Origin of the sequence: Mesorhizobium sp. YIM 152430 (assembly GCF_029210365.1) — a bacterium.
Classification (GTDB): domain Bacteria; phylum Pseudomonadota; class Alphaproteobacteria; order Rhizobiales; family Rhizobiaceae; genus Aliihoeflea.
On record NZ_JARGES010000018.1, the window covers coordinates 476,234 to 494,186 of the forward strand.

At 65.1% G+C, this 17,953-nt stretch carries 13 protein-coding genes; 8 read left to right on the forward strand and 5 right to left on the reverse strand.

All coding sequences use genetic code 11. The features are described 5' to 3' along the window. The first annotated feature begins 29 nt into the window (after positions 1 to 29). Entirely contained in the window at positions 30 to 1,061 is a 1,032-nt protein-coding gene (locus tag PZ895_RS04780; RefSeq protein WP_275837839.1) for a hypothetical protein, read from the forward strand. Here the strand turns inward: PZ895_RS04780 and PZ895_RS04785 are convergent, their stop codons facing one another. Beyond that, positions 1,062 to 2,666 carry a cisplatin damage response ATP-dependent DNA ligase gene (locus PZ895_RS04785; RefSeq protein ID WP_275837840.1) on the reverse strand — a complete coding sequence of 535 codons (1,605 nt, stop codon included), beginning with the start codon at positions 2,664 to 2,666 and terminating at the stop codon, positions 1,062 to 1,064. Between the two features lie 54 nt (positions 2,667 to 2,720). After that, positions 2,721 to 3,731 carry a ligase-associated DNA damage response exonuclease gene (locus tag PZ895_RS04790; RefSeq protein ID WP_275837951.1) on the reverse strand — a complete coding sequence of 337 codons (1,011 nt, stop codon included), beginning with the start codon at positions 3,729 to 3,731 and terminating at the stop codon, positions 2,721 to 2,723. 107 nt (positions 3,732 to 3,838) lie between these two features. Here PZ895_RS04790 and PZ895_RS04795 point away from each other — a divergent pair, with 107 nt between their 5' ends. The 3 genes from PZ895_RS04795 (at position 3,839) to pdeM (ending at position 8,077) form a co-directional block, all read left to right on the forward strand. Beyond that, entirely contained in the window at positions 3,839 to 4,810 is a 972-nt protein-coding gene (locus PZ895_RS04795) for a methyltransferase domain-containing protein (protein WP_275837842.1), read from the forward strand. Positions 4,811 to 4,922: 112 nt separating this feature from the next. Then, complete coding sequence (locus tag PZ895_RS04800) at positions 4,923 to 7,370, forward strand: ligase-associated DNA damage response DEXH box helicase (RefSeq protein WP_275837952.1); 2,448 nt, start codon at positions 4,923 to 4,925, stop codon at positions 7,368 to 7,370. Continuing rightward, the gene (pdeM, locus tag PZ895_RS04805; RefSeq protein ID WP_275837843.1) at positions 7,367 to 8,077 is read left to right on the forward strand and encodes a ligase-associated DNA damage response endonuclease PdeM; all 711 of its coding nucleotides are present in this window, start codon (positions 7,367 to 7,369) and stop codon (positions 8,075 to 8,077) included. The genes PZ895_RS04800 and pdeM overlap by 4 nt, the downstream gene beginning before the upstream one ends. Here pdeM and PZ895_RS04810 read toward each other — a convergent pair. The 3 genes from PZ895_RS04810 to PZ895_RS04820 form a co-directional block, all read right to left on the reverse strand. Beyond that, positions 8,074 to 8,859, reverse strand: coding sequence for a TIGR02186 family protein (locus PZ895_RS04810; protein WP_275837844.1), 786 nt, complete (start codon positions 8,857 to 8,859; stop codon positions 8,074 to 8,076). The genes pdeM and PZ895_RS04810 overlap by 4 nt on opposite strands. Beyond that, positions 8,859 to 9,782: a sulfite exporter TauE/SafE family protein gene (locus PZ895_RS04815; protein ID WP_275837846.1), complete on the reverse strand. Its 924-nt coding sequence runs from the start codon at positions 9,780 to 9,782 to the stop codon at positions 8,859 to 8,861. The genes PZ895_RS04810 and PZ895_RS04815 overlap by 1 nt, the downstream gene beginning before the upstream one ends. A gap of 177 nt (positions 9,783 to 9,959) precedes the next feature. Continuing rightward, positions 9,960 to 13,391, reverse strand: coding sequence for a peptidoglycan-binding protein (locus tag PZ895_RS04820; protein WP_275837847.1), 3,432 nt, complete (start codon positions 13,389 to 13,391; stop codon positions 9,960 to 9,962). Positions 13,392 to 13,771: 380 nt separating this feature from the next. Here PZ895_RS04820 and PZ895_RS04825 point away from each other — a divergent pair, with 380 nt between their 5' ends. From PZ895_RS04825 to PZ895_RS04840, 4 genes are all read left to right on the forward strand, one after another. Next, positions 13,772 to 14,224, forward strand: coding sequence for a MerR family DNA-binding transcriptional regulator (locus PZ895_RS04825; RefSeq protein ID WP_275837848.1), 453 nt, complete (start codon positions 13,772 to 13,774; stop codon positions 14,222 to 14,224). Between the two features lie 185 nt (positions 14,225 to 14,409). After that, a complete protein-coding gene (locus PZ895_RS04830) occupies positions 14,410 to 16,206 on the forward strand; it encodes an acyl-CoA dehydrogenase C-terminal domain-containing protein (RefSeq protein ID WP_275837849.1) in 1,797 nt (598 codons plus the stop codon). A gap of 165 nt (positions 16,207 to 16,371) precedes the next feature. Beyond that, positions 16,372 to 17,478: an acyl-CoA dehydrogenase family protein gene (locus PZ895_RS04835; RefSeq protein WP_275837953.1), complete on the forward strand. Its 1,107-nt coding sequence runs from the start codon at positions 16,372 to 16,374 to the stop codon at positions 17,476 to 17,478. A 9-nt stretch (positions 17,479 to 17,487) separates the two neighbouring features. Next, a complete protein-coding gene (locus tag PZ895_RS04840) occupies positions 17,488 to 17,943 on the forward strand; it encodes an OsmC family protein (protein WP_275837850.1) in 456 nt (151 codons plus the stop codon). Positions 17,944 to 17,953 lie beyond the last annotated feature (10 nt).

A 17,953-nucleotide genomic window follows, 5' to 3' on the forward strand; every position in this document is an offset into this window, starting at 1 on the left:
AATGATCGGTAAACAAAAAAGGGTGCCGCTTGGACGGGATCGAGCAAGCAATCAGACGAGCCCTGGCCAAGGGAAATTCGGACGACCGGGCTTTCCGCGAAAGGGTCTATCGCTCGGCCTTCGCCGCGCTTGACCGGTCGCTGAAGGAAAAGCCCGAACTGACCGTCGAGAACGCCATCAAGCGGCGCAAGACGTTGCAGGCGACGGTCAAGGCCATCGAAACCGAGTATGTGCCGGCTCTGGCGCCGGAGCCGGCTGCTGACGTCTCGTTTTCGCCTCAGCCTGCACCGCTTGTCGTCCCCGAGCTTCGCGCCGAGCGAGGCTCGGCAGCGATTGATTCGGCGCCGCGTCTTGAGCCGGAAACGTCTGCGCGCGCGCGCCGGCCCGTCAGACTCGACCAGTCGCGGTCTTCGCGCAAGCAGAAGAAGCGTGGCGGCGGACGCGTCCTGTCGCTTCTGACCGGGGTTGTCATTCTCGTGGTGCTTGGCACCGGCCTCTGGTGGGCCTACGCCAATTTCGGCCACTTCATCGGCAGCGACATGCGCCAGATCGAAGCCGCCATCAATGAGAGACGGGGCCAGTCCGGTCCACCGCCGCTCTCCGCCGACGGTGCGAATGCCGAGGCGGGATGGACGACGATCTTCCGCCCCGAGGACATCCAACTCGTCTCCCCGCCCGAGGGCGCGTCTGCCGAAGCGATCGAGGATGAAACGGGTGCTTATCTGCGGATTCGCTCGGACGCCTCCGGCGCCCCGATCGCTTTCACGGTCGCGCAAAATCTTCTCGAGCGCTTCGCCGGGCAGCGCGTGGTTTTCAACATCCTCGCGCGGGGCATCGAGGGCGAGGCGACGCAGATGTCCGTCGAGTGCGATTTCGGCGCCTTGGGCAATTGCGGGCGCACGCGATATGATGTTGGCACGGCGCAGGAGGATTACCTCTTCGAAGTCGCGCTCGCCGATGCGCCGGCAGGTAGATCCGCGACCATCGCCATCAACACGGACGTTTCGGGCGAGGGACGGGGCGTGGACATCCTGTCGATCCGGATGCGCGCGGCGGATTGATCAGCCCTCGAGCATCGACAGCAGCACATCCAGCCGGTCCGCCTCGCCGGCCGGCTTGTCCCATCTGAGCCGCGAGACGCGCGGAAAGCGCATCGCGACGCCCGATTTATGGCGCGTCGAGCGGTTGAGCCCTTCGAAGGCGACCTCGATGACGAGCCCATGATCGGGTTCCGCCCGCACCGAGCGCACCGGCCCGAACCGGTCGATCGTGTTGTCGCGTATATATTTGTCGAGAAGCTTCAGTTCCTCGTCGGTGAAGCCGAAATAGGCCTTGCCCACCGGCACCAGTTCCGGCTGGTCCTCCGGCCCGGTCCACACCCCGAACGTATAGTCGGAATAGAAGCTCGAACGCTTGCCGTGCCCGCGCTGCGCATACATCAGCACGGCGTCGACCGTGTAGGGATTGCGCTTCCACTTGAACCACGGCCCCTTGGGTCGCCCCGGCACATAGGTCGAGTCGAGCCGCTTCAGCATCACCCCCTCGATCACCGGATGCGGAGGTGACTGGCGCATGGCGTCGAGTTCATCCCACGCGGTGAAATCGACCAGGGGCGAGAGGTCGAAGCGGGACGGATCGAGCGTCGCCACGAACGCTTCGAGCCGCTGCCGGCGCTCCGCGAAAGGCAGCCTGCGTAAATCCTCGTCGCCAAGCTGGAGAAGGTCGTAGCAGCGCACGAAGGCGGGAAACTGCTTCTGGATCTTTGGCGTCACTACCTTGCGGTTGAGCCGCTGCTGGAGGTCGGAAAACGTGCCGGTGGTCTCGCCCGGCGCGCCGACCAGCAATTCGCCGTCGATAGCGGCGTCGAAATCCATCGCACCGAGAAGGTCGGGAAAGGTGCGGGAAATATCGTCGCCGGTGCGCGAATAAAGCCGCGCCACGCCGTCCTCGCAGACGACCTGCACGCGAATGCCGTCCCATTTCCATTCGGCCGCGTAGTCTCCCGGCTCGATGCGGGCGAGATCGGAATCCTCCACCGCATTCGACAGCATGACCGGCCGGAACATCGCCCGCGCGGCGTGAACCGGCTTCTCGCCCTTGCCGTCGAGCCAGGCGAAGAGGCTGAGATAGGGCGGTTCCAGCCCGTGCCATAACTCCTCGATCTCGTGGACATGAACCTTGCCGTAATCGGCCAGCGCCTGCTTTGCGAGCCGCGCCGAAACGCCGACGCGCAGGCCGCCGGTGACGAGCTTCAGCACGGCAAAGCGCGACGCCGTCTCCATCCGGTCGAGGAGGCCCGCGAGCACCTTCGGCGCGTCGGACCGGCTGGCCGAATGAAGCCGCTCGACGGCTTCGGAAAGCGACACCCCGCCGGGGATCGCTTCCACCTCCGCATCGATGCCCCAGACCAGCGAGACCGTCTCGGCCAGATCGCCGACATAGTCGTAGGAATAGGCGAACAGCGTCTCGTCCATGCGCTCGGCCATCAGCGCGCGCAAGACGCCGGGCTTGACTGCGTTGAAGGAAAGATTGCCGGTGATCGCCGCCAGCGCCAGCCCGCGATCGGGGTCCGGCGCCTCGCGGAAATAGTCCTGCATCAAGGTCAGCTTCGCGTTGCGCGAGGACGTGATCAGCAGCCGGTCGAGCAGTTCGGCGAAGCGGTCCATCAGTTTCCTCGCATGATCTTGCCCGGAAACCGGAATCCATTTTTCGGGATCATGCTATTCAGCCTCATCCTCATAGCCGACGAGATGCAGCGGCCGCGCCTTGATGCCGTTGAGTTCGCACCAGCGCACCAGCGCCTCCTCGCGGCCATGCGTCACCCAGACCTCGCCCGCCTTCACCTCGCGAATGGTGGCGATCAACTCGTCCCAATCGGAATGGTCCGAAATGATCAGCGGCAGTTCGACGCCGCGCTGCTTCACCCGCTGCCGGATCCGCATCCAGCCCGAGGCGAAGGAGGCGACGGGGTCTGGGAACCGCCGCGCCCAGCGGTCGGCGAAGGCGGACGGTGTGCCGACCACGATGGCGCCGGCGAACTGCGCCTTCGACCCGCGCTCGATCGTCGCCGGTTCGAGCGGGCCAAGGTCGATACCCTGGCTCTGATAATAGTCGCACAGCTTCTGTAGCGCGCCATGGATGTAGATCGGTTCGTTATGGCCCGCCTGGCGAATGAGCTTGATGACGCGCTGCGCCTTGCCGAGCGCATAGGCGCCGACGAGATGCGCGCGTTCGGGAAACTGGCGGACGGATTTCAGGAGCCGCGCGATCTCCGCCTTGTCGTCGGGATGGCGGAAGACGGGCAGGGCGAAGGTGGCCTCGGTGATGAAGACGTCGCACTCGACCGGCTCGAATTCCTGCGCCGTCGCATCCGGCCTTCGCTTGTAGTCGCCCGAGGCGACGATCCGCAGCCCGTCCTTTTCGACCGCGATCTGCGCCGAACCGAGCACGTGCCCCGCCGGATGAAACGAGACGCGCACGCCCTTGATGTCGAGGCTTTGGCCGAAGTCGATCGGCTGCGATGAGCCCGCGAAATGCTCGCCATACCGGATGCCCATAATGTCGAGCGTCTGCGGCGTTGCCAGCACGTTTGCATGGCCCGGCCGCGCATGGTCCGAATGGCCGTGCGTGATCAGCGCGCGCCCGACCGGACGCACTGGATCGATGAAGAAATCGCCGGGCGGGCAATAGAGGCCTTCGGGACGCGGGATCAGCAATTGATGCGGGTTCATGGTTCCCAACAGATAGGATTTCCGGGCCCCTCGGAAAGGGATTGCGAAAGCTGCGAAATTGGCAGATAAGCCGCGCGCCCGATCATGGGTCGCGAGCCCCTTCGAACATGAAGCCCATTTTGTATTCGTCCGGCGACGCCGCCGCCGACCGCCGTGCCGACTATGCCGAGATGCTGTTCGCCTCCGGCGACCGTGCCGCCGCATCGGAACTGATGGCGGAGACGATGAACCTTGCGCCCGGTTGGGCGACGGGCTGGTTCCGCCTCGGCGAAATGCACGAAGCGACCGGCGAAATCGCGGCCGCGGCGGATGCCTGGCGCGAGGCGCTGCGGCTCGACCCGGCCGACCGACTTGGCAGTGCCCTGAAGCTCGAACTCGTCGGCGCCATCGAGAATGCCGGCGGCATTTCGAGCGCCTTCGCCGAAACGCTTTTCGATCAGTATGCCGGCAAGTTCGAAGTCGAACTGGTGCAGAAGCTGGGCTACCGCGTGCCGGAGCTGATCGCGGAGGCCCTGTGTGCGACGGGACGCTCAAGCTTCGCCCATGCGCTCGACCTCGGCTGCGGCACTGGCCTGATGGGCGAGCGCCTGCGCGCGATGGCGAGCTTCCTCGAAGGCGGAGACCTGTCGGAAAACATGCTGAAGAAGGCGCGCGCCAAGAGCGTCTACGACCGGCTGGCGCGACAGGACCTTTTGACCTTCGAGCCCGAGCGCAATTCGGCCGACCTCGTCACCGCCGCCGACGTCTTCCTCTATGTCGGCCGGCTGGAGCGTGTTTTCGCGCAAGTTGCGGCCGCGCTCGTGCCGGGCGGCCTCTTCGCCTTTTCCGTCGAACGCCACGATGGCGCGGGCGATCTCCACCTCGGCGAATCCCGCCGCTACGCCCACGCGCCCGATTATCTGCGCCGCCTTCTGTCCGACACCGGCTTCGATCTCGTCGCGATGGACGATGCGATCATCCGCCGTGACCGCGGTACCGATGTCGCCGGTCTGATCGTTGTCGCCGAGCGCAAGACACAGTCCGTATGGCTGGACGCGACGCTCGACGACGTGCCGGCGCTCGACGCGCACCCGCACTGACCTTGGCGCGTCGCCGGCCCGACGCTACATCTGGTCCGTGAACCGACGTCTCGACGACCGCGCGCTCGAACGCGCGACACTGCTGCCCGAGGCCTTTTCGCGCTGGTTCGCTATGCGCGGATGGCAGCCGCGCGCGCATCAGCTCGACCTTCTCGCCCGCGCGGAAGCCGGCCGTTCCGTCCTGCTCATCGCGCCGACCGGCGCGGGCAAGACGCTGGCCGGCTTCATGCCGTCACTGGTCGATCTGGCGCGGCGCGGCAAGCGCAAGCCCGGCGCGGCAGGACAGGGACTTCACACGCTTTACCTCTCGCCGCTCAAGGCGCTGGCCGTCGATATCGAGCGCAATCTGACGCGGCCGGTCGCCGAGATGGCTTTGCCGGTCTCGATGGAGACGCGCACCGGCGACACGCCCGCCCACAAGCGCCAGCGCCAGAAGCAGGCGCCGCCCGACATCCTTTTGACGACGCCCGAGCAACTCGCGCTGATGCTTGCCTCGAAGGATGCCGAGCGCTTCTTCGCCGATCTGCGTTATGTGATCTTTGACGAACTCCATGCGCTGGTCACCTCCAAGCGCGGCCAGCTCCTGTCGCTCGGCCTCGCGCGCCTGCGCAAGTTCGTGCCGGACCTGCGCACCATCGGCCTGTCGGCGACGGTGGCCGAGCCGGATGAGTTGCGCCGCTGGCTCGTCAGCCAGAACCCGCCCGGCGACATGGCCGACCTGATCACCGTTGCCGGCGGCGCGAAGCCGCATATCACCATCCTGCAATCCGCCGAGCGCGTGCCCTGGGCCGGGCACTCGGCGCAATATTCGATCCCGGACGTTTACGAGGCAATCAAGGCGCACCGCACGACGCTGCTCTTCGTCAACACGCGCAGCCAGGCCGAGCGTCTGTTCCAGGAGCTGTGGCACGTCAATGCCGACACGCTGCCGATCGCGCTCCACCACGGTTCGCTCGATGTCGGCCAGCGAAGGCGCGTCGAAAAGGCGATGGAGACGAACAGCCTTCGCGCCATCGTCGCTACCTCCACGCTCGATCTCGGCATCGACTGGGGCGATGTCGATCTCGTCGTCCATGTCGGCGCGCCGAAGGGCGCAAGCCGGCTCGCCCAGCGCATCGGCCGCTCCAACCACCGCATGGACGAGCCGAGCCGCGCGATCCTCGTTCCGGCCAACCGCTTCGAGGTGCTGGAATGCCAGGCCGCGCTCGACGCCAACTATCTCGGCGCGCAGGACACGCCGCCGGTGGGCGAGGGCGGACTGGACGTTCTCGCCCAGCACGTCATGGGCATGGCCTGCGCCGAGCCCTTCTTCGCCGACGACCTCTACGCGGAGATCGTCAGTGCTTCCCCCTATGCGGCGCTCGACCGCGAGACCTTCGACCGCATCGTCGATTTCGTCGCGACCGGCGGCTACGCACTACGGACCTATGAGCGCTTCGCCCGCATCCGCCAGATGAAGGACGGCCGCTGGCGCGTCTCGCACCCGATGATCGCCCAGCAATACCGCCTCAATGTCGGCACCATCGTCGAGGCGCCGATGCTCAACATCCGCCTCGTGCGCGGCAAGACGAAAAGCGCGCTGGCTGGCGGCTATTCGCTCGGCAAGATCGAGGAGTATTTCCTCGAGACGCTGACGCCGGGCGACACCTTCATTTTCGCCGGACAGGTCGTCCGCTTTGCCGGCATCCGCGAGAACGAGTGCTACGTCACGCCCGCGCCGGGCGCCGATGCGCTGGTCCCATCCTATGGCGGCGGCAAGTTTCCGCTCTCGACCTATCTGGCAGCCGAGGTGCGCGCCATGCTCGCCGATCCGTCTTGCTGGCATCGCCTTCCCGAACAGGTTTCCGAATGGCTGACGATCCAGAAGTCGAAGTCCGTGCTGCCGAGCCGCGACGATCTCCTGATCGAAACCTTTCCGCGCGGCAACCGCTTCTACATGGTCGCCTATCCTTTCGAAGGTCGTCTTGCGCACCAGACGCTCGGCATGTTGCTGACGCGCCGGCTGGAGCGCGGCGGCGCTCGACCTCTCGGTTTCGTCGCCACCGATTACGCCATCGCGATCTGGGGCCTGCGCGACATGGGTTCGCTCCATCGCTCGGGCAAGCTCACCTTCGGCGAACTCTTCGACGAGGACATGCTGGGCGACGACCTCGACGCTTGGCTGGCCGATAGCTGGCTGTTGAAGCGCACCTTCCGCAATTGCGCCGTGATTGCCGGCTTGATCGAGCGCCGTCATCCCGGCAAGGAGAAATCCGGCCGGCAGGTGACGGTGTCGGCGGATCTGATCTACGATGTCCTGCGCAACCACGATCCCGATCACATCCTGCTGCGCGCGACGCGCGCGGACGCTGCAAGCGGGCTCCTCGATGTCAGGAGGCTTGGCGAGATGCTCTCGCGGGTGAAGGGTCGAATCATGCATAAGGACCTTCCGCGCATTTCGCCGCTCGCCGTGCCGGTCATGCTCGAGATTGGCAAGGAGCGCGTGGCGGGCGGGGCCGAGGACGAACTCCTGGGCGAGGCCGCGGACAGTCTGATCGACGAGGCGATGGGTACGCAATGAACTTCAAGGCGCAGAGCCGGTTTTCGGCGACGAGCGAAACGGCGGTGCACGGCGAGCGCGTGGTCTGTGATGCGCGCGGTGTCGCCTGGTTCCCCGAAATGCGCCTGCTCGCAGTCTCCGACCTTCATCTTGAGAAGGGCTCGCGCCACGCCCGCCGCGGCTACATGCTGCCGCCCTACGACACCGCCGCGACGCTCGCACGCCTCGGCGCGGTCATCGCCGACTACGATCCGGCGATGGTCGTCTCGCTCGGCGACAGTTTCGACGACATCGGCGGCGCCGCGCGGATGCCGGCAATCTACCGCGACCAGCTTCTGGCGCTGATGAAAGGCCGCGACTGGTTCTGGGTCGCCGGCAATCACGACCCCGAAAAACCGGCGGACCTGCCCGGCGCGACTGTGCAGGAACTCGGCATCGGCAGCGTCGTCTTCCGCCACGAACCCTCGGCGGGGCGGCTCGCAGGTGAAATCGCCGGTCATCTCCATCCCGGCGCACGCATCGTCCAGCGCGGCCGCTCGGTGCGCCGCCGCTGCTTCGCCGCCGACGACAACCGGCTGATCATGCCCGCCTTCGGCGCGTTCACCGGCGCGCTCAACGTCCTCGACCGCGCCTTCGCGAATCTCTTCTGCCCGGAAAATTTCGTCGCCCACATGCTCGGCACCAATCGCGTCTATCCGATGGACCGGCGTCTTTTGCGTGCCGATTAATCGCGCTTGAAGATCATCCGGCCGAGCCAGCCGGTGACGACGGCAAGGAAGACGGCGAAGATTCCGAACAGCAGCCCGTTTTCCTGCGCTGTGCGATAGATGCGCTGTTCGAGGCCCGCCTTGACGATGGTGAGCTGTGCCGAGGTTTCCTTGACGAACGTGCCGTTGCGAAACAGGAACGCGCGGGCGCGATGCGTGCCGACCGGCACGTTTGGAGCGAGCGCCACCGTGGCGCGAAAGAGGCTGGGCGACAGGAACTGCACGCCGCCAATGCGCTCGCTGTAGAGCCCCGCCGCGCGTTTCTGCTCGCGCAGCGCAGCGGTGAACTCGGCCACCTTATCCGGGTCGCGCCGCCCTTCCTCCTCTACGGCACGCAGGAAGATGTTTTCCGAACCCAACGCCAACTGGCGGTAGACGGCGGGCTGCGTCACGTCCTGCAAGGGCCGCGTGCTCGACACCGAATAGGACACCGGAACGCTGGTGAAGCTTTGCGACTGCGTGTTGATCCAGACGCCCAGCACCCGGTTCTTCTTGCGCACGACGATCGGCCGGGCTGGTCCTTCGAGGACGACGACGATGTCGTAGCGCCCCTGCCGCGCGAGCATCTGGTCGGCATTGTCGAGGGCGCCGAAGATCGTCAGGTCCGCGCCCGAAAAATCCGACGAGATGGCAACGCGGTTGGTCGAAAGGCCGATCTGGAAGGATTCGGGCGCATTGGGGTCCTGCGCCTGCGCGGCGGTCGCCGCCATGAAAAGCATGAGGGCAGCAAACAGCGCGCGCATCACAGGCCCCCCACAGTCGCCAGCGAATAAGGGCTTGCCGGCGGCACGAAGAGGTCGACGGCAAGACGTCCGGCGACCATCAGGACGAGCAGCGCGAGCAGCGCGCGCAATTGTTCGCCGCGCAGCTTTTGACCGGCGCGCGCGCCATATTGCGCGCCCGCCACCCCGCCCACCATCAGCAGGAAGGCGAGGACGATGTCGACGGCCTGGTTCGTCGCGGCATGGACGATGGTGGTGTAGGCCGCGACGAAGATGATCTGGAACAGCGATGTGCCGATGACGACATTGGTCGGCACCTTCAAGAGATAGATCAATGCCGGCACCATGATGAACCCGCCGCCGACGCCCATGATCGACGCAAGAAAGCCGATCACGGCGCCGAGGCCCAGGACCGGGATCACGCTGACGAAGAGCTTCGAGGTGCGAAACCGCATCTTCAGCGGCAGGCGGTGGATCCAGTTGTGCTGGCCAGGCTTGCGCAGGCTTGCGACCTGTCCCCCCTTGGCGCGCCGCAGCGCGCGGATGCTTTCGGCCAGCATCAGTCCGCCGACCGTGCCGAGCAGCCCGACATAGAGCAGCGAGACGACCAGATCGAGCTGGCCGAGACCGCGCAGGAAGGCGAAGACGAAGACGCCGATGGTCGAGCCGAATATGCCGCCCAGAAGAAGCACCGTGCCGAGCTTGAAGTCGAGCGTGCCCTTCTTCACATGCGCGAGAACGCCCGAGACCGACGAGGCGACGACCTGGTTGGCGCCCGTCGCGACGGCAATCGCCGGAGGGATGTTGTAGAAGATCAGGAGCGGCGTGATGAGAAACCCGCCGCCGACCCCGAACATACCCGACAGAAACCCGACCGCCCATCCCATGCCGAGCAGAACCAGCATGTTGACGGACAATTCGGCGATCGGGAGATAGATGCCCACCGGCTCATCTCGCTGACTGTTCGGGAAGGGAGATTTCCCTTGGATTTCATGGTCGAAGCATGTCGTTCTTGCGCTTTGAAAAAGGCGAAGTCAAACCGCTGGAGCGACATTGCCGCAAAAAGTTGCGCCCGCCGGAACGAGCGGGCGCGACGGCTGCCGAAGTGATGCCGGAAAGCGTCAGCCGAGCGCCAGAAGCGCGCGCACCAGCGGTTCGTCGATCCGCCCCGTCGGCTCCATCTGGTTATCCTTCTGGAAGGCTGCGATGGCGGAAGTCGTCCTGGCGCCGATGATGCCGTCGGGATTGCCGGCATCGTAGCCATGGGCGTTGAGGATTGCCTGCACCCGCTTGATGGCGGCGCCGAGATCGGTGCTTGCGGTCGCTTCCATGTCCTCGGTCCAGGCTTCCGGGATCGTGACCGCATTGGCTTCGGCGTCGAGCGTTTTCGGCTTCCACAATTCGACGGTCTTCTTCGCCTTCTCAAGATCGGCGGGTGCCAAGAGCTTGGCCACTTCGTCGCGCTTTGCGGCGGCATCGGCATCGCCTGCCGCGGCGACGATGGCGAGCCATTTGTAGGCGGCTGCCAGATCCTGCTTCATGCCGACGCCCTTGGCCGCGAGGATTGCCAGATTGAACTGGCTGTCGCGAACGCCGAGTTCTGCGGCTTTGGTGAAGTTGCGCGCGGCGGCCGAATTGTCGGTGCGCCCGTTCGCGCCCATGGCTTGAAGCACCGCCAGATTGTGCATGGCGCTCGCATTGCCCTTGGCAGCCGCCTTTTCGTAAAGGGCGATGGCGCGCGGGATGTCGCGTTCGACGCCGGTCGCCTTTTCGAACATGTTGGCAAGCCGGTACTGCGCCGGCGCGAGGCCGGCATCGGCGGCGCTCTCATACCACAGTGCCGCCGCCTTCATGTCCGCTTCGACGCCGCGGCCTTCCGCATAGCGGTTGCCGATCTCGAACCAGGCTTTCGGATCGCCCGCCGCGGCCGCTTCGCGCAGGACGGTATTGCCCGCCTCGAGAGGAACGGCGGTGACGCTCGGCGCCTCGCCGGCATCGTCATCGTTCACGATATCGTTCGGCAATGTCGGCTGTATTGGTGCCGGATTTCGAATGTCGGGGGCGATCGACGCGGTCTCGATGCGGGCCTGGTCGGCGGCGGGCGCCTTCACGGCGGCAAGCACCGGCTTCGCGACAGGCGTGGCGGCCGGTTCCTTGGCCATTGCGGTCAGGTCGCGGACGTTTTGCGACTGGGCAGGAGCAGGGATCGTTTCGGCGTTCTGGATGTCGACCGCGCCAAGCGTGACCTGATCGGAGGGCTCGGCGCTCGCAACCGCCTCGTCTGCGGTCAGCGTCTTGCCGATCTGGATGCCGGCGAGAGCCAGCGTCACGGCGATGATGCCCATCGACACCGCGCGGTTCCTGGACTTGAGAAGCTTCGACAGGCTGAAGCGCTGCGAACCGTCAGCGGACTTGCCGGATTTCAGCGTCTCCGCTTCTGCGGCGGCGGCCTGCGCCGCGCGTCGCGCCGCGGCGATGAAATCCGCCTTGGCATCGACATCGGTCGTCGTGCTGTCCTTGCCCTGCACGGTCCGCTCGTCGCGCACCCGGCGCATGATGGCGTTGAGGTCGGGCGAGCCATGGCCCGGTTCGATCGGCTGGTTGACGATCGCAGGATCGATCGGCGCGTCGAGTTCGAGCTCCGGCGCGGCCGAAGCGGACGCCGCGTCCCGTTCCCGGCGTTTGCGGCCGAGAACGCGAGCGATCATCGAGCGCGGCTGGTCCGCATCCTGCGGTGGCTCGGCCGCTCGTTCGCTCGCGAGAGGCATCTCCGCGTCAAGGGCGGTGTCCATCGACATGTCGTCGACATCGGCGTGAAGCGATGGCGTTTCCATGATGCCGACGCGCGGCGCGTCGTGCTCGTCCTGGGCGTCATGTTCCATCGCGCCGAGGCGCTCGACGATCTTCAGAAGCGTGTCGTGGATCGCCTCGAACGTCTTGGTGTTGCGCTCGTCGGAGCGGCGCGCCAGCGCTTCGAGCGTCCGCAAATCGTCGGCAAGGCCCTGCACGACGTTATTGTCGCCCGAGCCTGCGGGCCCGATCGCGCGCGCAGCCTGTTCGGCAGCCTCGCGGGCGGATTCCAGCATGGCGGCGTGGTTGTCGGCGATGATGCGTTCGAGCCGTTCCAGCCGCGGCGCGACATCCTCGAATTCGGCCGGCATCCGCGCGGGCGACTGAATCGCTTCGGCAAGGCTTGCGACCTGAGCCTCGAGGCTCTTCACCAGATCGGGATCGATCGAGACCAGTGTGGCGGTCGTGGTCTCCAGCCGCTGCGAGATGCCGCCGAGCCGCTTTTCGAAGCTGTCGGCGAAGACGGCGAGCCGCTCGTCCATCGCAGCCATCAGCGCGTCGCGCGATTGCCCGGCCTGCACCGTTTCCAGCTTTTCGGTCAGGGCGCCGAGCCGCGCGTCGAGTTCGGCGAAAAGCTGCTCGCTCTTGGCCGCGCCCGCTGCACTGCGCTCGTCCACCGTCTGGGAGAAGGCGGCAAAACGCGCTTCGACGCCCTTGAAGATTTCGGACAGATCCGGCGAGAAGGGGATCGCATCGACCTTGCCGGCGATGACGCTCATCTGCTCGGTCAAGCGCGTCATGGTCTCGTGCGGTATCGCGGACCGGGCGGCGATCTCGTCGATCCGCTCGCTCATGGCGGCAATCTGCGCGCCGATATCGACGGTTGGGCGATCCTCGATCAACTCGTCGATCTGCTTGGCGAGGGAGCCGATCCGGGCCTCGATCCTTTCGAACGGCTTGCCGTCGACGATCAGCCCGCGCCCGGTGCCGGCCGAGGCCGCGATGGCGCGCGAGATTTCGTCGAGGCGTTCGTCGATCAGCGAAAGGGCGCCGTCGCCGAGGGGGCCCTGTTTCTGCGCGAAACGGTCCATCGCCGCGGCAAGCACCTTGAGCTTGTCGTCCAGCGCGTGCATGGCGGCCGGCTCCGGCAGCGTCGCGACGACCGAGCCCAATTGCTCGAGCCGGCTTTGGACGGTCTTCACCAGTTCGGAGTCGGGGCCGGCGAAGGCGTCGAGCCGGCGATCGAGGTCGTTCCAGCGCTTTTCGGCCGTCGTTTCGCGCGCGACATCGGCAAGCGCCTTCCTGATGTCTTCCATTTCCGCCTGAAGGCGGATCGCATTGTCCTCTCCGCCGCGGGCGGCCAGCGCGTCGATCATGCCGCCAAGGCGGTCGACTTCGCCGGAGATTTCGTCTGCGCGGCAGGCGGCGGGCGCGGCGCGGGCGCCTTCGATCTGCGTCTTGAGGGCGGCGAATTCGCGTTCGATCCCTGCCGCCAGCTTGGCATTGAGGTCTTCGCGCAGAAGCTTCAGTTCTGCTGCGATCGAACCGGCGGCCTCGATGCTGTCCTCATGCTGGCGCTGAATTTCCATATCGGCGGCCAGGCGCGTCGGCGCTTGCGCCGCTTCGGTCCCCGCCGGCTTGGAACGCCCGGCAATTCGGGTTTCAAGTTCCGCCAGCGTCCGATTGAGATCTTCGATGGACGTCGTCGGGCGCCGCCGGCGGCCGCTGTTCAACGCATCGAGATAAGCTTGCTTCTGAGTCATCCTGACGCCCGTTGCCCTCTGCCGGCCTCTGCCGGACCCATTGACGTTCCGGCGACGTCCCGGCGCCGGAGGATCAAGCCGTGAGGAACGAGATACGAGACGGATCACGGTGAGTCGCTGACGGTCACCTTTCCTCATCCATGGTAAACAAGCCGTTAACCAAACTTACCAAAGGTTGAGTTCCGATGCGGGCGGCGGCCTTGCGCAAAGTGGCGCAGGCGGGCGTTTCGCACTTGCAGCACAATCCGTCTCGGATTATATGCGCGCCCCATGCCTCGCTTGCCTTACGGAAGGCGGGGAAACTTTCTCGCGAAGGCGTCCTTCGCCTCGCCACAAATTTTCGCGACAAGCGAACCGAATCAAGAATCACGGGATCTGACATGAACATCATGCCGGCCGGCACGGACGTGGCCTCCTTTTCCAATGTCTCGGGTGACGAGAATGGCGAACTCATGCGCATCGGCGATGTCGCGCGCAAGTTCGACGTCAGCCTGCGCACGCTGCGCTTTTACGAGGACAAGGGGCTGATCCAGCCCAGGCGCGAAGGCACGACGCGCCTTTACGCCCATCGCGACCTGGCACGCCTGAAGCTCATCACCTTCGGCACCAAGGTCGGCTTCTCGCTGCGCGAGATCAAGCAGATGATGGATCTCTACGATCCGAACGGCACCAACATGAAGCAGTACCGTTTCGTCCTCGACAAGTCGGAGCGTCAGATCGCCCGCCTCGAGGAACAGCGCCGCCAACTCGACGAGGCGATCGACGAACTGCGCCAGACGCGCGACAGCGTCGCCTCTCTGGTCGAGGAACGTCAGCGCGCCAACGCCGCGTGATCGCTTCCTTCAGTCCTCATTCGAAGGCCGGCCCGCAAAGCCGGCCTTTTTCTTTGTCCGCGCACAGGCTGCGACAAACTTTGACGTTTACGCAAACGTCAAAGTTTGATAGTCATCCTCTCCGGATCAGCGCCCCGCCGGCCGGACCGGGAAAGGGGCTTTCAGCTTACTTTCGGAGGACTGCCATGCCGACCTACAAGGCGCCCGTCGCGGACACGCTTTTCGTTTTGAATGAAGTTCTCGGCTATGAGCGCTACGGCAATCTCGCCGGCTTCGCCGATGCGACGCCGGACGTGCTGGAAGCCATCCTTCAGGAAGGCGCAAAACTGGCTGAAAACGTGCTTCATCCACTGAACCGCATCGGCGACGAGGAAGGCTGCACCCGCCACGAGGACGGTTCGGTGACGACGCCGAAGGGCTTCAAGGCGGCCTACGACCAGTATCGCGAAGGCGGCTGGATGGGTCTTGCGGTGCCAGCCGAATTCGGCGGACAGGGTCTACCCTACACGGTTCATTCGGCGATCGGCGAATACATGTCGTCGGCCAACATGGCGCTGATGATGTATCCGGGCCTGACGCAGGGTGCGGTCGCCGCGATCCTCGCGCACGGTTCCGACGAGCAGAAGCAGACCTTTCTGCCGAAGATGGTCGAGGGTGTCTGGACCGGCACCATGAACCTGACCGAGCCGCATTGCGGCACCGATCTCGGTCTCCTGCGCACCCGCGCCGTGCCGAACGGTGACGGCACCTACAGGATTTCCGGCCAGAAGATCTTCATCTCGGCCGGCGAGCACGACATGGCCGAAAACATCATCCATCTGGTGCTGGCCCGCATCGAGGGCGCGCCGGAAGGCGTCAAGGGCATCTCGCTCTTCATCGTTCCGAAGTTCAAGCTCGATGCGAATGGCAATCCGGGCGAGAAGAACGGCGTCTCCTGCGGCTCCATCGAGGAAAAGATGGGCATCCACGGCAACGCCACCTGCGTCATGAATTATGACGAAGCCGAAGGCGTGCTGATCGGCCAGGAAAATGGCGGCCTCAAAGCCATGTTCGTGATGATGAACGAAGCCCGTCTCGGTGTCGGTCTCCAGGGCCTGTCGATTTCCGAGATCGCCTACCAGAACGCCGTCGTCTACGCGAAGGACCGCATCCAGGGCCGTTCGCTTTCGGGCGCCAAGGCGCCGGAGAAGAAGGCCGACCCGATCATCGTCCACCCCGACATCCGCCGCAAGCTGATGACCATGCGCGCCATCAACGAAGCCGGCCGCGCTTTGATCCTGTGGACCGCGCTCAAGTCCGACGTCGCCCACCGCTCCGAGGACGAAAAGGCTCGCGAGCAGGCCGAGGACCACATGAGCCTGATGACGCCGGTCATCAAGGGCGTCCTGACCGACAAGGGCTTCGACAACGCGGTCATGGCCCAGCAGGTCTATGGCGGTCACGGCTATATCGAGGAGTGGGGCATGAGCCAGTTCGTGCGCGACGCCCGCATCGCCCAGATCTACGAGGGTGCCAACGGCATCCAGGCGCTCGACCTCGTCGGCCGCAAGCTCGGCCAGAATGGCGGCCGCGCCGTGCAGGCGTTCTTCAAGGATGTCGGCGCGTTCTGCGAGGACAACCGCGCCGACGAAAAAATGGCGCCCTACACCAAGTCGCTGAAGAAGGGCCTCAACGACCTCCAGGCCGCGACCATGTGGCTCATGCAGAACGGGATGGGCAAGCCCGACAATGCCGGCGCCGCCTCGACCGACTACATGCACCTCTTCGGCCTCGTCTCGCTCGGCTACATGTGGGCGATGATGGCGAAGACCGCGCAGGAGAAGATCGCCGCCGGCGACAACGGCTCGGCCGAGTTCTACGAAAACAAACTCGCCACCGCGCGCTTCTTCATGGACCGCCTGATGCCCGAAACCTCGGCCCATCTCGCCCGCATCTCCTCGGGCGCCGATTCCATGATGGCGCTTTCGGCGGACGCCTTCTAAGCTCGACGCTTTCAAGCCTGATCTGTTCAGGCTTGAACTTTTTTGCTACCAATCTGGCCGTGCCCGGAAGAGGGCGCGCGGTCGTCGGAGGAGACCCAATTGGCAACGCATCCTGCAACCGTTCTCGGCCTGCCGAAGCCCGATTGGGCCGGCGACGACGTCGCCATGCTCTACGACATGGCGGAAAAGTTCCTCGATACGGAGATCGCGTCGCGCTACGAGGAATTCGAGAAGGCGGAATGCTTTGATCGCGCAAGCTGGAAGAAGGCCGGCGAGGCGGGGCTTCTCTGCGCCTCCATGCCCGAGGAATATGGCGGCTCGGGTGGCACCTACGCCCATGAGAGCGCCATCATCGAGGCGATCGGCCATATCGGCGTCGACGGGTTCGGCATCTCGCTGCACAATTCCATCGTCGCGCCCTACATCCTCCACTACGGCTCCGAGGAGCAGAAGAAGAAGTGGCTGCCGAAGATGGCGTCGGGCGAACTGATCGGCGCCATCGCCATGACGGAGCCGGGCGCCGGTTCCGACCTTCAAGGCGTCAAGACCCGCGCGGAGAAGGACGGCAACCACTATCTGCTCAACGGCTCCAAGACCTTCATCACCAACGGCCAGCTTGCCAACCTCATCATCGTCGTTGCCAAGACCGATCCGGCGGCCGGCGCAAAGGGCACGTCGCTGATCGTCGTCGAGACCGACGGCCAGGACGGCTTCGAGCGCGGCCGCAACCTCGACAAGATCGGTTTGAAGTCGAACGACACGTCCGAACTGTTCTTCAACGACATGCGCGTGCCGACCTCGAACCTACTCGGCCACGAGGAAGGACAGGGCTTCGTCCAGTTGATGCAGCAACTGCCGCAGGAGCGCCTTCAGATCGGCGCCGGCGCCATCGCGATGATCGAGCGCGCGCTGTCGCTCACCATCGACTATGTCAAGGAGCGCAAGGCCTTCGGCAAGGCGGTGATCGAGTTTCAGAACACCCAGTTCAAGCTGGCCGAACTCAAGACCGAGGCCACCATCGGCCGGGTCTTTTACAATGACTGCGTCACGCGCCATGTGAATGGCGGGCTCGACCCGGTCACCGCCTCGATGGCGAAATACTGGCTGTCGGACCTCCAGAACAAGATCGTCGACGAGTGCCTGCAACTCTTCGGTGGCTATGGCTACATGAACGAATATCCGATCGCGCGCATGTTCCGCGATGCGCGGGTCCAGCGCATCTATGGCGGCACCAACGAGATCATGAAACTCCTGATCGCCCGCTCGCTCTGAGGAGAAGGAATGTCTCAGCACGTCGCCGAATTGAACTGGACGCCGGAAGCCGGAGCGGACTTCCTCGCCGGCCGCTATTCGCGAGTCCACGAACTGCGCTTCGATGGCGGCGCCCTCCTGTCGGCATCCGCGTCGCCCAGCATCGTGCCTGCGCCCCATAGCGATGCCGCCGCCATCGACCCCGAGGAAATGTTCATCGCCTCGCTCGCCTCCTGCCATATGCTGTGGTTCCTCGATTTCGCCAGACGGGCAAAGATCGACATCCGCTCCTATATGGATCGTGCGGAAGGCGTGATGGCGAAGAATGCGGATGGCCGCATGGCCATCACGAAGGTCACGCTGCGCCCGCGCGTCGAATGCGACGGCGACGCGGCGGCCATCGAAGATCTGCATCACAAGGCGCATGACGCCTGCTTCATTGCCAATTCGGTCACGACCGATGTGACGGTCGAACCCCAGTTCTGAGGATCAGAGG

What these genes read in the sequence shown, in the direction of transcription:
- PZ895_RS04840 (WP_275837850.1), top strand. Translation starts at nt 17,488, where the DNA reads ATGTCTCAGCACGTCGCCGAATTGAACTGGACGCCGGAAGCCGGAGCG.
- PZ895_RS04835 (WP_275837953.1), top strand. Translation starts at nt 16,372, where the DNA reads ATGCTCTACGACATGGCGGAAAAGTTCCTCGATACGGAGATCGCGTCG.
- PZ895_RS04800 (WP_275837952.1), top strand. Translation starts at nt 4,923, where the DNA reads ATGCGCGGATGGCAGCCGCGCGCGCATCAGCTCGACCTTCTCGCCCGC.
- PZ895_RS04810 (WP_275837844.1), bottom strand. Translation starts at nt 8,859, where the DNA reads ATGCGCGCGCTGTTTGCTGCCCTCATGCTTTTCATGGCGGCGACCGCC.
- PZ895_RS04830 (WP_275837849.1), top strand. Translation starts at nt 14,410, where the DNA reads ATGCCGACCTACAAGGCGCCCGTCGCGGACACGCTTTTCGTTTTGAAT.
- PZ895_RS04820 (WP_275837847.1), bottom strand. Translation starts at nt 13,391, where the DNA reads ATGACTCAGAAGCAAGCTTATCTCGATGCGTTGAACAGCGGCCGCCGG.
- PZ895_RS04795 (WP_275837842.1), top strand. Translation starts at nt 3,839, where the DNA reads ATGAAGCCCATTTTGTATTCGTCCGGCGACGCCGCCGCCGACCGCCGT.
- PZ895_RS04790 (WP_275837951.1), bottom strand. Translation starts at nt 3,731, where the DNA reads ATGAACCCGCATCAATTGCTGATCCCGCGTCCCGAAGGCCTCTATTGC.
- PZ895_RS04785 (WP_275837840.1), bottom strand. Translation starts at nt 2,666, where the DNA reads ATGGACCGCTTCGCCGAACTGCTCGACCGGCTGCTGATCACGTCCTCG.
- PZ895_RS04825 (WP_275837848.1), top strand. Translation starts at nt 13,772, where the DNA reads ATGAACATCATGCCGGCCGGCACGGACGTGGCCTCCTTTTCCAATGTC.
- pdeM (WP_275837843.1), top strand. Translation starts at nt 7,367, where the DNA reads ATGAACTTCAAGGCGCAGAGCCGGTTTTCGGCGACGAGCGAAACGGCG.